Here is a 14973-nt window from a genome sequence, read left to right on the forward strand (position 1 = left end):
CCGGATCGGCGGTGGCCGAGAACGTGAGCACGGTGCACACCGACCCGGCGGCGATCGACGAGATGGTCAGCGCGGCCTCGCACGAGCACGTGGGCTCCGGGTCGGACGGCGCGGTCGAAGGCTTCCGGCAGGGGCGGACGCTGCCGCTGCGGGTGGAGCTGGCCAGGCAGTTGCGGCGGCGCAGGACCCAGTTGCTGCTGGGGTTCCTGGTGCTGCTGCCGTTCATCCTGTGGGCGGCCTTCGAGTTCGGCACCAGCGGCAACGCGCGCCGCTCCGGCGGGTTCGTCGACCTGGCCACCGCGAGCGCGCCGAACTTCGTGGTGTTCGTGCTGTTCGCGGCCGGGAGCTTCCTGCTGCCGATGATCGTGGCGCTGTTCTTCGGCGACACGATCGCCTCGGAGGCGTCGTGGTCGAGCCTGAAGTACCTGCTGGCGATGCCGATCCCGCGCGGTCGGCTGCTGCGGCAGAAGGCGGTCACCTCGGGGCTGCTGTCGCTGCTGGCGCTGGTGCTGCTGCCCGCGGTCGCCCTGCTGGTCGGGGTGATCTTCTACGGCGCGGGCGAGGCGGTGAGCCCCACCGGCGACGCGATCGCGTTCTCCGACTCGCTGCTGGCGATGGTGTTCGCGGTGGCCTACATCGCGGTGAACCTGCTGTGGGTGGCCGGGTTGGCGCTGCTGCTGTCGGTGGCCACCGACGCCCCGCTCGGCGCGGTCGGCGGCGCGGTGCTGGTGTCGATCCTGTCGCAGATCCTGGACCAGATCACGGCGCTGGAGGGCATCCGCGACTACCTGCCGACGCACTTCGCGTTCGCCTGGTCCGACCTGATCTCCACCGACATCGACTGGTCGAACATGGCCAAGGGCGCGTTCTCCGCGGTCACCTTCGCCGCGGTGTTCGGGCTGCTGGCGGCGCGCAGGTTCCGGACGAAGGACATCACGAGCTGAACGCGCGACGGGTGGGGGACGTGAGCAGGGGTATGGCGGAACGGGTTGTTGTGGTGCGCGCGGGCGAGGAACCCCCCGCGGCGTGGTCGGCGAGCGTCTTCCTGGCTGGCCCGACCCCGCGCTCCCCGGACGTGGCGTCCTGGCGCCCGGCGGCGGTCGCGGAGATCGAGTCGCGGTGGACCGGCCCCGGCACGCTCGTGGTGTTCGTGCCGGAACCGGCGGACGGGCTGTGGCCGGACTACACCCACCAGCGCACCTGGGAGCTCCACTGGGGCGACCGCTGCGACGTGGTCCTGTTCTGGATCCCCCGCGGCCCCGGCATGCCCGCGCTGACCACCAACGACGAGTTCGGCCGTTGGAAGGACAGCGGGCGCGCGGTGCTGGGTACGCCGCCTGACGCGGAGAGTGTGCGGTACCAGCGCTGTTACGCCACGGACAATGGGATTCCTTTAGCGGACACCTTGACCGACACCATCGACCTTGCGCTGACTGAACTAGCGGGGGGTGTCGAGCGTGAGGGCGGTAAGAGGTTCGTACCGCTCCGGGTCTGGCGTACTGACGCGTTCCGCCGGTGGATCACCACGGTCGAGCGGTCGGGCAACGAGGTGGTCGACGCGACGCAGGTGTGGGTGTTCCCGATCGCAGGCCCGGTGGTGTTCTGGGCGCTGCGAGTATCGATGTGGGTGGCCCTGGAAGACCGCCTGAAGTCCGGCGAGGTCATCTTGTCCCGCCCGGACCTGGCATCGGTCGTGGCGTACCTGCCCGGGGCCACGGCGCAGGACACCGAGGTGGTGCTGGTGCGGGAGTTCCGGCCCGCCGCGCGGACCTCGGACGGGTTTGTGTTGGAACTACCTGGCGGCTCGCACCAGGCAGTGATCGAACCAGTGACCCTGGCAGCCCTGGAGTTCGGCGAGGAGACCGGCCTGGCCGTGGCGGCCGACCGGCTGGTGGCGCACACGTCCCGGCAGCTGGCGGGGACGATGAGCACGCACCGGCAGGCGGTGTTCTCGGTCCGCTTGACGGAGGCGGAGATGGCGGAGCTGCGAGGGGCGGCACCGGTCGTGGACGGGACCGAGGTGACTTACCCGGTGGTGTGGCGGGTGGGCGACCTGTTCGCGGACGGCCACGCGGACTGGACGACGTTGGGGGCGGTGGCGGAGGTCCTGCTGGGCGGGTGAGGCACTAGGCGGCTGCCGGGCAGGTGACGGGGCGGGCGTCTTGTGGGGTCTTCGCGGGGTCAGGCGGCGGGTTCGCGGACTACCTGGGCTCGGACGGCGCGGAGGACGTGGTGGTCGACGGTGGCGCAGTCGGCGGCTAGCCAGGTGCCGATGTCGTCGACGAAGGTGGGTGGGGTCATGGCGGAGACGCCGTTGCCGGGGGTCTCGTCGGTGGTGACCTCGCCGGAGCGGCTGGGGTAGACCAGGACGACGCCGCGGACCTCGACGCCGGGGAGGTGGTCGGCGAACGCGGCGACGGCGTCGAACAGGTGCGTGGAGCCGCCGCGGAAGGGGTGGCCGTTGCGCCACAGGGAGCCGTCGTCGTCGATCTCGTAGTGCCCGGGCAGCCACAGCTTCGACTCGACCAGCACCAGCCGGTGCCCGCACAGCACGGCGTGCTCCACGTCGGCGAACACCGAACCCGGGCGCGACAACCCGTGGAACACCCGCGCCCCCGGCAGCCGTGCCAGGTAGTTGACCAGCAGGTCCGAGGTCAACCGCTCGCCGACCGGCTCGTCGTCGGCGACCCCGAACACCGTGCGCTCGCCGAACTCCGCCTGCGCCGCCCGCTGCGCCCGCGCCGCCGCCAGGTACAGCCGCGCCAACCGCACCGCGACGGCGATCGCCGCGGCCACCAACGCCAGCCAGCACACCAGCAGGAACGGCGGCAACCACTCCGGTAGCACCAACGGGACCGCGAGAACCACCGCGGCCAGCCCCATGCCGAGGGCGGGCGCGTGCCCGGGCGTGCGGACGTACCCGATGCGCGGCTGGTGCTTCGTCAGGTGCCACCACGGCAACGACGACGGCGGCACGTCACACCCGGCGGGCACGAACGCGGGCTCGTCCCGGTACATCCGCCGCCGGGCCCGGGGCGCCGGTGCCGCCGCGGGAACGGGCGCCGCCACGACCCCCCGGTCGTACTCCGCCCGCCTCCGCGCGTCCGCCAACGTCTCGTACGCCGACTTCAACAGCCGGAACGTCCCCGCCGTCCCACCCGCGTCCGGGTGCATGACCTTCGCCAACGCCCGGAACGCGGACTTGATCTCACCAGCCGACGCGTCCCTCCGGACCCCGAGCAGCTCGTAGTAGTCGACGTCGTCCAGCGCACACCCCTCCTCGGTCAGCCGACCAACGGTATCGAACCCCGATGATCAACTTCGGAAGAGCACCGCCCCCGCGCCCCCACCCCACCACTGAGCCGAGCCGCACAGCCCCCGCCCCACCCACTCCGAACGCCTGGCCAACCCCCGCCGCATCGCCCGGCCGACCTTCCCCAACCCCCTCAGCCCCGGCGCGACACCACCACCCCCCCCCACCCCGTCGCGGCACCGGCGCTCGGCACCGCCGTCCGGCACCGATGCTCGGCACCCCCCGGCGGACGGCAGACCCCCGCCCACCCGGGGGCCACCCGCATCCAGCGTATCGCTTCGCGGCGTTTGTCAAGAGGGTGAACCGGGGGGCTGTGGACAGATCAGGCCTATGTGGACAACTGCGGACGGCGGCGCACATCGTCGAATCGTGTCGGTCAGCCTTCTGCCTGCGTTGTCCCGGGCACGCCCCCGAGCCGAGTCGCAACGCGCCTGGGCCGCTCAACTGCTGGCCGTAAACGCAGCCCCATGATCAAACCGCGCAAAGCAGCCCCCGATATCCAGCCTATCGAGAACCGCCATTCCCTCGGAAGCACCGATTTCCCGGCTGTGCACAACTGCCCACCATGGGGACAAGTCGCGCGACCAGGTCAGCTCGCCCGCAGGGCGCCTAGGCCAACAACTCGGCCAGGCGCGCGGCGAAAGTGGTGGGTTGGGTGACGAGGCCGACGTGGTCGCCGGGGAACTCCACGAAGGGCACCGACAAGGCGTCGGCGAGGGCGAGGGCGCAGTGGTGCGGGAAGGCGTGCGCGGACGTGGTTCCGCCTGCGAGGATCAGCCGGGAAGCGTTGGGGCGCAATGCATCCACGTCGAGGTGGTACCGGTGGGCCGTGGGGGCGTCGCGGGTGTGGAAGAAGCGCTGGTTGGCGAACTCGCGTTCGGTCGGTCGGGGGATCTCGACGCCCGGCTCGGTGGTGGAGTGGTCGATGGCCAGGGCCAGCGCCACGTCCCTCCACTGTGGACCAGGTTGCTCCAGCATCGCCTGCACGGCACGCGCCTGCCGCTGCCCCTCCCCCGTCAGCACCTGCGACAGCGGCGGCTCGTGCGCGACGACGAGCCGCACCGGATCCGGGTGCCGGACGAGCAGGTCCAGGGCGATGATCGCGCCGAGACTGCTCCCGAACACCGCCGCTGGCGCGCCGACCGCGGCGATCACCCGGGCGGCGTCGTCCGCGTGGGTCGAGATCGAGGGGTGCTCGTCGGGGTCGGCCAGCGCGCTGCGGGAGAGTCCCCTGCGGTCGTAGGAGATCACGGCGAAGCGGTCGGCCAGCCGCGTCGCGAGACCGGACACAGTGTCGGCGTCGCCACCGCCGCCCGGGATCAGCAGCAGGGTGGGGCCCGCGCCGGAGACCTGGTAGTGCAGAGTGGCACCGGGAACCTCGATGGCGGGCATGGGCTCGACACTATCCGCTCGGACCTGGGGAGGGTCGATGTTGGTCGAGTTGGCGGTCGGCGACGCGTACGGGGCCGGGTTCGAGTACGCCGAGCCGGGGTTCGTCGCCGCGCACAACGACGTCGTGGCGTACCGGCAGCACCCCGGGCACACCGACCTCGCGCCCGGCCAGTACACCGACGACACCCAGATGACCCTCGCCGTCGCCGAGCTGATGGTCGACGGCGCGCTGTGGACCTCGGAGGTGCTCGCCGAGAAGTTCGTCGAGGTCTTCCACCGCGATCCCCGGGTCGGGTACGCGTCCCGGTTCCACGCCCTGCTGTCCGAAGTGCACACCGGCGCCGAGCTGCTGGACCGTCTCCGCCCGGAGAGCGACAAGAGCGGTGCCGCCATGCGCGCCACCCCGATCGGCCTGCTCCCGACCGTCGCCGATGTCCTCTACCACGCCGAGATCCAGGCGCGCGTCACCCACGACACCCCGTCGGGCATCGCCTCCGCCCAGGCCGCCGCGCTGGCCGCGTACTACTGCCGCAACGACGTCGGTCCACTCACCGGTGTCGGCGCGTGGATCAGCTCGATCCTCGACGACGACTGGGCGACCCCCTGGGAAGGCCCGGTCGGCTCGAAGGGGTCGATGAGCGTCCGCGCCGCGTTGACCGCGATGGGCGCGGGCGGCCTCACCGACATCCTCCGTGCGTGCGTCGCGTTCACCGGTGATGTCGACACCGTCGCCACGGTCGCCCTGGGCGCCGCGTCACTCGTGCTGCCCAGCGACCTCCCGGTGTCCCTTGTGGACGGCCTGGAGAACGGCACCTACGGCCGCGACTACCTCACCACAATGGACACTCGGCTGGTTACTCCCCGACTAGCGGGTTGACTGGCACACCAGCCACTCCCCCGATTCCTCGACCATCGGGTAGGTGCGCCGGTCGGTGGCCGTGGTCGCCGCGTCGGTGGCGAGGATGGTGAAGCTGGGCGGGTCGGCGTCGGCGTCCACCGACTCCAGGGTGAACCGGGTGCCGGGGCGCAGGAAGATGTCGGCGGCCCTCGGTCGGTCCCGTTCGCAGGTCAACTGGGCGAGGACGGTCGTGTCGGCGATGTTCACCGCGTCGACGAACTCCCGCGCGGCCGCGGTCGGGTCGGACGAACTCGGGTCGAACAGCAGCACGCCCGCGACGACCGCGGCGGCGATGACGACGACCCCGCCGCCGATGACGAACAGCCGGGTGCGGTCCTGGGTGCGGACGACGGCCTTGGACTTGGGCGCCGGGCGGGCCGCGGTGGTGGGCCGGGGCCGGGTGGGGGTGGGATCACCGGACCACGTGGCCTCCGGCGGCGGGACGCGGCGCTCGTTGAACTCGCGGTTCTCGTGCCGCACCAGGGTGGTCCAGGCCTGTCCGTCCCAGTAGCGCTTCTCCACCCTGCGCTCCGGGTCGGGCTGCCAGCCGGGGGCGAGGACCTTCTCCACCTCGGCGGCCAGCGGCGCGGGCAGGTCGGTGCGGGCGCGCATCCGCACCAGCAGCCCCCACACCGCGGCGCGCTCGTGCTCGTCGCGCAGCCGTAATCGGAGTTGGCGCAGCAGTTCGCGCAGCTCGGCCGGTTCCAGGCCCGGCTCGTCGAGCCGCTGCCGGATCGGGTCGAGGTAGGGCACGGCCGGGTCCGCGGGCAGCGGGTCGGGCAGCGGCGGCGCGGCGGGCAGCGCCAGCAGGACGCCGCGCAGCTTGGGCACCCGCTCGCTGATCTCCATGCCCGCCGGGGCGAACACGGGCGCGGTCTCGGCGTCGGCGGGCAGCGCGGTGGCCACCGCGGTCACCACCAGGACCGGTCGGCGCAGCGCGCGGGCGTAGCGCAGCGCGGCGAGGCACCCCGGCGAGCGCACGGCCGCCGGGGAGGCGACCAGGACGAACACGTCGCAGCGCTGGACCCGCTGCAGCACGCCCTCCCACCAGCGCGCACCGGTCGGCTCACCCCGGTCGAGGGAGACCTGGCGGCCCAGCTGGGCCAGGTCGGCGCGCAGGCCCGCTGCGACGTCACGATCGGACGGCGCGTGGCTGACGAACACCTGCATGACTCACTCCGCGGTCAGCGACCCGACAGCGCCCGGCTGATGTCGCACACCTTCCACGCGCCGTTCTCGTCGACGAGTGGAATCCGCAACCGCACCGAGGTTGCGCCTACGGTGCGTGTCGCGAGGACGGTGAAACGGGGGTCGGACCCGCTTACGTCGACACTTTCGAGGGTAACGTTAGCCGCGTCAAGGAACGCCGTGTAGAGATGGGCGTTCTTCTCGCGATCCGAGTCGCAGACGTACTGCTCCATCGCGTTCTTGTCCCGGGTGTTGACGGCGTCGACGAAGTTGCGCGCCATCCTGGTCGCGGACACCTCGTCCGGTCCACCGCCGAGCAGCACGACCCCCGCCGTGACGCCCCCGGCGACCAGCACGGCGGTGCCGACGCCGAGCGCGATGAGCTTCTGCCGCGTCCCGCGCGGACGGCGCAGCTTGTGCTTGATCCGCTTGGGTTGGCGCCGCGACGGCTCGGGCGGCTGCTCGACCACCGGCACCGGCCCGGTGCTCGAGGGCAGGTGCTGGTGCAGCCGGGGCGGGGTGTTGCGGTCGTTGAACTCCTTGCCGTTCTGCCAGACCAGCGTGGTCCAGCTCTGCCCGTCCCAGTACCTGGCCTCGAAGTTCTCCCTGGGGTCGGGCTGCCAGCCGGGGGCCAGGATCTCCTCGACGGTGTCGGCGACGCCGCGGTTGAGCTCGGGCCGGTCGCGCAGCCGCACCAGCAGGTCCCAGACGTCGGCGCGCTCGTCGGCCAGCACCATCCGCTCGCGCAGCTGGCCGAGCAGCTCGATCTGCTCGCGGTCGTCGAGCTTCGGCGCGTCGATGCGCGCGAGGTAGGCGTTGAGGTAGGAGGTGGGGATCTCGGGCTCCTGGGGCAGTCGGGCCGGGAGCGCGCGGGCGGCTGGCAGGGCGCTGAGCGCCTTGCGCAGCCGGATCACGCTCTCCTCGGTGCGGTTGACGTAGTCGACCGGCACCTGCAGACCGTCGGGGATGTCCCCGCGGTCGACGGGTCGGACCAGCACCGGGAGGATCGGCCTGCGCAGTTCCTTGGCGTAGTCCAACTCGGCGAGGCACGCCTTGGATCGCAGCGAGTCGGGCGAGAGCGCGAAGGCGAAGACCACGCAGCCGCGCACGTGGCCGAGCACGTCGTCCCACCAGTCCGGGCCGCCGTGGCTCTCGCGGTCGTACCACACGCGGTTGCCGAACCGCTCGAAGTCGGCGCGCAGCGTGGTGATCGACGCCTGGTCCCGGCGGGCATAGCTGATGAATACGTGCATCCTCACTTCTCACGTTCACAGGCAGTAGTTCAGGGGTGCACGCACGTTATGTGGGAGTTCGAGGTAATGACAGGGACCAATGGCCCTGGCGCGCCCCTCCCGGTCGCCAAGCGTGGCCGGAAGATCGCAGGCCGGAGGCGTTGCGGGGGTTTCGTCGGGGAGTCACCCGATGATCTTGCAGGCGGTCCGGGAATGACCGGGGAGCTCACTTCGATGTGATGGCCACCGGTGACCGAGCGTGTTCGAGTTGGCTGATCGGCACGGTGCGGGCAGGCTGGTTCCGTGGCCGACGAGCACCCCGACGCAGACCCCGGCGCGGCGTTGCGCGCCCAGTTCCGCGGCCCGCTGCCGCCCTCGGTGACCGCGCTGCCTGCCGCCGCCGCGCTCGACCTCGCCGAGGCGATGCGCGCGGCCCGCAGGCGCCAGGCCAGGCACCTGACCGACGCCACCGAGGACTCGCTGCGCCAGCTCCCCCGGCTGCTGCGTCCCCTGGTCCGCCGGGCGATCGGCCTGTGAGCGGCACCCGCGCCGAGATCGCCAAGCTCGCCCGGCTGCTCGGCGAGCCCGCGGCCCGGTTCGACTACCTGTCGGCGCTGTCGCCGGAGGACGTGCGCGCGGTGCGGGACCAGGCCGCGGAAGTCCTCTTCGGAGCGAACCAGGCCCTGTTCGAGCGGATCGGGTCGGCCAGCAAGCTGGTGCCCGCCGCGCTGACCGCGAGCATCGCGCAACGCTCGTTCGGCCCCCTGCTCAGCGCCAGGGTCGCGGGCGCCCTGGAACCCGACCGCGCCGTCGACCTCGCCACCCGGCTCCCGGTGTCCTTCCTGGCCGACGTCGCCGCCGAACTGGACCCGCGCCGCATCGCCCCCGTCCTCGGCCTGCTGCCCACCACCAAGGTCGTCGAGGTCGGCCGCGAGCTCATCCGCCGCGCCGACCACATCACCACCGGCCGCTTCGTCGGCGACCTCCCCCGCCCCGCCCTCCAGGCCATGGTCACCACCCTCGACGACCACGCCCTCCTGCATACCGCCATCTACACCGACAACACCGACCGCCTACCGGCCCTGTTCGCCCTCATCCCCGACTCCCGCCTACCCGGCGTCGCCGCGATCATCGCCACGGCCACCGGGGAGTTCGCGGAAGACCTGATCCCCGTTCTCCTCCACCTGGACGCCCCCAGCCTGACCCGCCTCGCCGACGCGGTCCGGGCCTTGCCTCCCGCCGAACGTGCCCAGCTGAGCGCTATGGTCGAGAGGATGGACGTCCTGGAAGAACTGGGCCCCTTGGCCGCCGCCCTCACCGAGCGCTGATCCCGAACACCTGATGGGCGATGACAAGCCGCTCGGCACGAGCAACGAGGCGGGGAACACGGTCACGGGGTCCGTGGTGTTCGGGTCGGTGGTGCAGGCCACCGGCTCCATCGGCTCGGTGACGATCAACCAGTACCACCGGGCCGTGACCCGACCGGTGCCGCGGCAGCTGCCCGCCCGACCGTCCGGGTTCGTCGGTCGAGACCGGCACCTCGCCGAACTCGACGCGGTCCTGGACGGGGCGGCGGGTGCGGCGATGGTCGTGTCGACCTTGGGCGGAACGGGCGGGATCGGCAAGACCTGGCTCGCGCTCGCCTGGGCGCACCGGCACCTGGACAGGTTCCCCGACGGGCAGCTATTCACGGACCTGCACGGGTTCAGCCCCGAGGGCAGGCCCAAGACCCCGGAGACCGCGGTCCGCGGGTTCCTCGACGCGCTCGGCGTCGACCCGGGCCGGGTGCCACCGGACCCGGACTCCCAGGCCGCGCTGTACCGCAGCCTGGTCGCGGGCAAGCGGATGCTGGTCCTGTTGGACAACGCCGCCACAGCCGACCAGGTCGTCGCCCTGCTGCCCGGCAGCCCGACCTGCACCGTGCTCATCACCGGCCGCCGGGTGCTCACCTCCTTGATCGACCGGCACGGCGCCCGCCACTTAGCGGTGGGGACACTGGCCCGCGCCGAGGCGCGTGCCCTGCTCGGGGCGCGGTTCGGTGCCGACCGGCTCGACAGCGAGTCCGCTGCCGTCGACGAGCTCATCGACCTGTGCGCGGGCTTTCCGCTGGCCCTGTCGATCATCGCCCGCACCGTCACCAGCCGTGGCGGCATCCCGGCTGCCGTGGTCGCCGCCGAGCTGCGCGAGTCCGGATTGGACGTGCTCGACAACGACACCGATCCCGCCTCCAGCCTGCCCGCCGTCCTGTCCTGGTCCCTGCGGTACCTCTCAGCCGAGCAGCGGACGGTGTTCGCGCTCGTGGGCATCGCTCCCGGCACGGACACGACCCCGCACGCGGTGGCCTCGCTCGCCCGGCTCTCACCCGCTCACGCACGCAAGGCGTTGTCGGCGCTGGAGGAGGCGTCCCTGGTCGACCGGCAGGCGAACGGCCGGTACGGGATGCACGACCTCGTCCGCCACTTCGCCGTCGCCACCGCCGACACCGACCTGCCCGACCAGGTGCGGGAGGCGGCGCTCGCCCGGGTGCTCGACTTCCACCTGCACACCGCGTACGCCGCCGACGACCTCCTGGACGCCCACGGCAACCCCTTGCGACCCGGTCCACCCGCGCCCGGGGTGCACCCGATCCCGTTGCGGGACGCGGACTCGGGGATGGCCTGGTTGGCGGCAGAGCACGCGACCCTCCTCGCCTCCGCGCGGACGGCGGCCGCACTCGGCCGCCACCTCGTCGTCTGGCACCTGGCCTGGGTGCTGGAGACCTTCAACGTCCGACGTGGACACTCGCGCGACGCCCTCGCCCTGTGGCTGGCCGCTCTCGACGCCGCCGAGAACCTGGCCGATCCGGCCCTGCTCCTGCGCGCCCACCGACTCCTCGGCCGCTGCTACTCCAGGCTCGGCAGGCACGCGGAGGCCATCGAGCACCTGGACGTGGCCCTCGACCTGGCGACCCGGCACGGGGACCTCGCCGAGCAAGCGCACACGCACGAGACCGCGGCGCTCGCCCGCGGACGACTGGGGGACGACGGGCAGGCGTTGGATCACGCCCGCCAGGCCCTCGCCCTCTGCCGCGCGCTCGGCCGATCCGAGTGGGAGGCCGACGCCCTCAACACCGCGGGGTGGTACGCCGCGTGCCTCGGCGACTTCGACAGCGCCCGTGACCAGTGCGCGGCCGCCCTCGACCGGTACCGGCACCACCAGGACACCGCGGGCGAGGCGGCCGCGCTCGACAGCCTGGGATTCATCGCCCACCGCACCGGTGATCACCGAGGGGCCGTCGAGCACTACGACCGCGCCCTCGTCCTGTTGCGCGACATCGGGCACACCTACGAGGTCGCCGACGCGCTGGTCAGCGTGGGCGAGGCCCACCTCGCTCTCGGGCAGACCGAACAAACCAGGACAGCGTGGGACGAGGCTTTCGATCTCTACCAGCGCCAAGAGCGCGCCACCGATGCCGCGAGCGTGCAAGAACTGTTGGACAACCTCGGCGAGCGGCCCGAGCTCGACACATGACCGAGCGCGCCGCCCTCTGCTCGCAGGCAGCTCGCCACTCCCCTGCCAGCCCCTTCACCTCCGCCGATTCCGCAGGTAGTCGCTCACCACAGCACTACCAAGACCATCCAAGTCCGGCGCCACCACCCGCCCCCCACCCCGACGAGCCACCAGATCCACGAACGCGGCCAGACTCGGATCCTCCCCCAGCATGAACACCGTCACCGAAGCCCCCAACCTCGCCAGGGAATCCACCTCGGCCAGCGTCTTCCGCAGAGTGTCCTGTGTGGTCGGATAGTGGAACACCGCCTCCCCGTCCGGCTCCAGGTGCGCGGTCGGCTCCCCGTCCGTCACGATCAAGACCACCGGATGCGCGTCCGGGTTGCGGCGCAGGTGCCGACCGGCGAGCAGCAGGGCGTGGTGCAGGTTGGTGCCCTGCTCCCAAGTTCCCTCCAGGGCAGTCAGCTCGGCTATGTCCACTGTGGTCGCGTGGCGGCCGAAGGTGATGAGCTGGAGGTCGTCGGTGCGAAAGCGGGTCGACACCAGGTGGTGCAGGGCGAGAGCGGTGCGCTTCATGGGGACCCAGCGGCCGTCCTGGACCATGGACCACGAGGTGTCGACGCACAGGGCCACGGCGGCCCTGGCTCGTTGTTCGGTTTCGGAGACCTCGACGTCGGTGACGTCCAGCCGGACCCGGGGGTCGCCGGTGGCGAGGGTGCGGAGGACGGCGTTGCGGACGGTGCGGGAGACGTCCCACGGCTCGGTGGCGCCGAAGGTCCAGGCCCGGGTGGCGCCGGTCAGCTCGCCCGCGGCGCCCGCGGTGGCGGTGTCGCGCTCGCCCCGCCTGGCCCGGGACAGGCCGACGACCTCGGCGAGGGCGGTCTCGCCGAGGCGGCGCATCGCCTTGGGGGACAACGTGAGCGAGCCGTCCGGCGCGCGGTCGACCAGGCCCTGCCTGCGCAGCTCGCGCTCCAGTTCGGACAGTCTGCGCGCGTCGACACCGGCCTCGTCGCCGAGTTGGCGGTCGAGCGCCTCCAGGTCGATGTCCTCCAGCCGGGCGCCGGGGTAGGACTGGCCGAGTTGCTCGGCGAGGGCGTCCAGCTCGGCGAGGTCGGTCATGGCCTGCGCGCCCTCGCCGAGCCCGAGCGGGTCCTGGCCGCGGAAGCGGGCCGAGGAAGTCCAGTCCTCGCCGGGGCGCAGGGCGCGCAGGTTCGCGTCCAGGGAGGCGACCTGGTCGGCGAAGCGCGGGTCGCCGAACGCGCCCGCCATCAGCTCGCCCAGCTCCTGGCGCTGCTGGGCGCTCATCGAGTTCATCATCCGCTGCGCGGCGGCGGCGCGGGCGGCGAGTGCGTCGACCAGCTCGTCGACGGTGCGCGGGTTCTCCGGGAAGAACTCGCCGTGCTCGCGCATGAACCGGTCGAACTGCTCGTCGGTGTCGTCGCCGCGCAGGTGGGCGAGCAGCAGCGCGTTGAGGTCGGCCATCATCGCGCGGATGCGCTCGGTGTCCTGCGGCTGCATCTCGCGCAGCGCCTGCTTCATGCCCTGGAAGCGGGACTCGACCAGCTCCCGGCCGAGCTTGTCGCGGATCTGCTCGAACGCCTCGCGGGCCTTCGGCGAGCGCCAGTCGTAGTCGGCCAGCTCGCGCACGGCCGCCGCGGTGCCGGACGGCAGCGCGTCGAGCTGGGCCTCGCGGAAGCGGGCGTCGTCGGCCGGGTCGGGGAACAGCTCGGCCCGCTCCGCCGCCAGCGCCCGCTCCAGCAGCTGCCTGACCTCGGTGAGCGTGCCGTCGAGGCGGTGCCGGCGCTGGATGCGCGAACGCCGCTCCCACAGCCTGCGGGTGAGGTCGTCGAGGCCTGCCGCGTCGCCGACGCCGCGGCGCAGCAGCTCCTGCAGCGCCGCGCGCGGGGAGGCGCCCTCCATGACGTCGCGGCCGAGCGCCTCCAGGGCGGCCCGCAGGTCGACCGGGGGTGCCAGGGGGTCCGGACCGTCGTGCCAGGGCCCGTAGCGGTAGCTCACGGTCCGTACACCGCCTCCCCGTCGGCCGAGTCCTTGGCCAGCTTCCTGGTCAGGTACAGGTACTCCAGCGCCAGCTCGACCGCGGCGGCGATGCGGCCGGGCGGATCACCGGCGCGCACGTCGAGCCGGGCGGCGACCTCGTGCAGCAGCGGCAGCTCCGGCAGCGCGGCCAGCACCTCGGAGCCCGGCACGCGCTCACCGGTGGCGACCAGGTGCCCGTCGACGACGGCGTCGACCAGCGGCCCCAGGTCAAGACCGGCGAAGCGGTCGCGGGCGGTCTCGGCGACGGCGCGGCGCAGCAGGTGCTCGAGGTGCTCGACCTCGCGGCCCTCCTCGCCGGACTCGAACTCCAGCTTGCCGCGCAGCACCGCGGGCACCGCCTCCAGGTCGATCGGGCGGGCCACCGCGGGCTCCTCGCCGATCAGCGCGGAGCGGCGCAGCGCGGCGGCGGCCGCGGTCTCGGCGGCGGCCACGGCGAACCGGGCGGACACCCCGGAGCGCTGGTCGATCGCGCTGGACTCGCGCAGGTTGCGGACGAACCGGGCCAGCACCTCCAGCAGCGGGTCGCCCACCTCGGCGACCAGCTCTGCCTCCTGGCGCACCACGTCGACCTCGGCCTGGACGCCGCGCGGGTAGTGGGTGCGCACCTCGGCGCCGAAGCGGTCCTTGAGCGGGGTGATGATGCGGCCGCGGTTGGTGTAGTCCTCCGGGTTCGCGGTCGCGATCAGCAGCACGTCCAGCGGCAGCCGCAGCGTGTAGCCGCGGACCTGGATGTCGCGCTCCTCCATCACGTTGAGCAGCGCCACCTGGATCCGCTCGGCGAGGTCGGGCAGCTCGTTGATGGTGATCACGCCGCGGTGGGCGCGCGGCACGAGTCCGAAGTGGATGGTCTCCGGGTCGCCGAGCGCGCGGCCCTCCGCGACCTTGACCGGGTCGACGTCGCCGATGAGGTCGCCGACCGCGGTGTCCGGCGTGGCCAGCTTCTCGGTGTAGCGCTCGCCGCGGTGCCGCCACGCGACCGGCAGGTCGTCGCCGAGTTCGGCGGCCAGCCGCAGCGAGCGCGGGGTGATGGGCGCCAGCGGGTGCTCGCCGAGCTCGGAGCCCTCGATGACCGGCGTCCACTCGTCGAGCAGGCCGGTGATCGTGCGGGCGAGCCTGGTCTTGCCCTGGCCGCGTTCGCCGAGCAGCACCACGTCGTGCCCGGCGAGCAGGGCGCGCTCCAACTGCGGCAACACGGTCTGGCCGAACCCGACGATGCCCGGCCACGGGTCCCGCCCGGCGCGCAAGGCGTCGAGCAGGTTGGCGCGGACCTCGTCCTTGACTCCCCTGGGGGTGTGGCCCGCCGCGCGCAGGGCGCCCACCGTGCGGGGCAGGTGCGGCGGGGGTGTGGGTACCGGCGTGTTCACGACTGTCACGCTTCGACGCTACGCAGGTTCCGCGACGAG

General features: G+C 72.7%; 12 protein-coding genes. 6 read left to right on the forward strand and 6 right to left on the reverse strand.

The features are described from left to right. Nucleotides 1-62: 62 nt before the first annotated feature. On the forward strand, nt 63-944 hold the full coding sequence (locus tag BMY07_RS19925; protein ID WP_092781131.1) for an ABC transporter permease: 882 nt from the start codon (nt 63-65) through the stop codon (nt 942-944). A gap of 20 nt (nt 945-964) precedes the next feature. After that, a complete protein-coding gene (locus BMY07_RS19930; RefSeq protein ID WP_218150691.1) occupies nt 965-2122 on the forward strand; it encodes a nucleoside 2-deoxyribosyltransferase domain-containing protein in 1158 nt (385 codons plus the stop codon). Between the two features lie 59 nt (nt 2123-2181). Here the strand turns inward: BMY07_RS19930 and BMY07_RS19935 are convergent, their stop codons facing one another. Next, on the reverse strand, nt 2182-3267 hold the full coding sequence (locus BMY07_RS19935; protein ID WP_092780552.1) for a J domain-containing protein: 1086 nt from the start codon (nt 3265-3267) through the stop codon (nt 2182-2184). A gap of 655 nt (nt 3268-3922) precedes the next feature. After that, nucleotides 3923-4705 (reverse strand): alpha/beta fold hydrolase, encoded by a 783-nt coding sequence (locus tag BMY07_RS19940; RefSeq protein ID WP_092780555.1) that lies wholly within the window; start codon nt 4703-4705, stop codon nt 3923-3925. Between the two features lie 37 nt (nt 4706-4742). Between BMY07_RS19940 and BMY07_RS19945 the strand changes: the two genes are divergently transcribed. After that, nucleotides 4743-5582: an ADP-ribosylglycohydrolase family protein gene (locus tag BMY07_RS19945; RefSeq protein WP_092780558.1), complete on the forward strand. Its 840-nt coding sequence runs from the start codon at nt 4743-4745 to the stop codon at nt 5580-5582. On the opposite strand, the gene BMY07_RS19950 is transcribed toward BMY07_RS19945, so the two are convergent. Together BMY07_RS19950 and BMY07_RS19955 are read right to left on the reverse strand one after the other, a co-directional pair. Continuing rightward, nucleotides 5571-6773, reverse strand: coding sequence for a TIR domain-containing protein (locus tag BMY07_RS19950; protein WP_092780561.1), 1203 nt, complete (start codon nt 6771-6773; stop codon nt 5571-5573). The two genes, BMY07_RS19945 and BMY07_RS19950, sit on opposite strands and share 12 nt — an antisense overlap. A 14-nt stretch (nt 6774-6787) precedes the next feature. Beyond that, nucleotides 6788-8044 carry an Rv0361 family membrane protein gene (locus tag BMY07_RS19955; RefSeq protein WP_092780564.1) on the reverse strand — a complete coding sequence of 419 codons (1257 nt, stop codon included), beginning with the start codon at nt 8042-8044 and terminating at the stop codon, nt 6788-6790. Nucleotides 8045-8326: 282 nt separating this feature from the next. Here BMY07_RS19955 and BMY07_RS19960 point away from each other — a divergent pair, with 282 nt between their 5' ends. From BMY07_RS19960 to BMY07_RS19970, 3 genes are read left to right on the forward strand one after another with little or no spacing between them, the layout of a single operon-like run. Beyond that, nucleotides 8327-8560, forward strand: coding sequence for a hypothetical protein (locus BMY07_RS19960; protein ID WP_092780567.1), 234 nt, complete (start codon nt 8327-8329; stop codon nt 8558-8560). Next, entirely contained in the window at nt 8557-9351 is a 795-nt protein-coding gene (locus tag BMY07_RS19965; protein WP_092780570.1) for a hypothetical protein, read from the forward strand. The genes BMY07_RS19960 and BMY07_RS19965 overlap by 4 nt, the downstream gene beginning before the upstream one ends. 13 nt (nt 9352-9364) lie before the next feature. Then, nucleotides 9365-11533: an ATP-binding protein gene (locus BMY07_RS19970; RefSeq protein ID WP_143073555.1), complete on the forward strand. Its 2169-nt coding sequence runs from the start codon at nt 9365-9367 to the stop codon at nt 11531-11533. 54 nt (nt 11534-11587) lie between these two features. On the opposite strand, the gene BMY07_RS19975 is transcribed toward BMY07_RS19970, so the two are convergent. Together BMY07_RS19975 and BMY07_RS19980 are read right to left on the reverse strand one after the other, a co-directional pair. After that, a complete protein-coding gene (locus BMY07_RS19975; RefSeq protein ID WP_092780573.1) occupies nt 11588-13528 on the reverse strand; it encodes a vWA domain-containing protein in 1941 nt (646 codons plus the stop codon). Next, nucleotides 13525-14943, reverse strand: coding sequence for an ATP-binding protein (locus tag BMY07_RS19980; RefSeq protein WP_218150692.1), 1419 nt, complete (start codon nt 14941-14943; stop codon nt 13525-13527). The genes BMY07_RS19975 and BMY07_RS19980 overlap by 4 nt, the downstream gene beginning before the upstream one ends. Between the last annotated feature and the right edge of the window lie 30 nt (nt 14944-14973).

This window comes from Actinokineospora terrae (genome assembly GCF_900111175.1).
Taxonomy (GTDB): Bacteria; Actinomycetota; Actinomycetes; order Mycobacteriales; family Pseudonocardiaceae; genus Actinokineospora; species Actinokineospora terrae.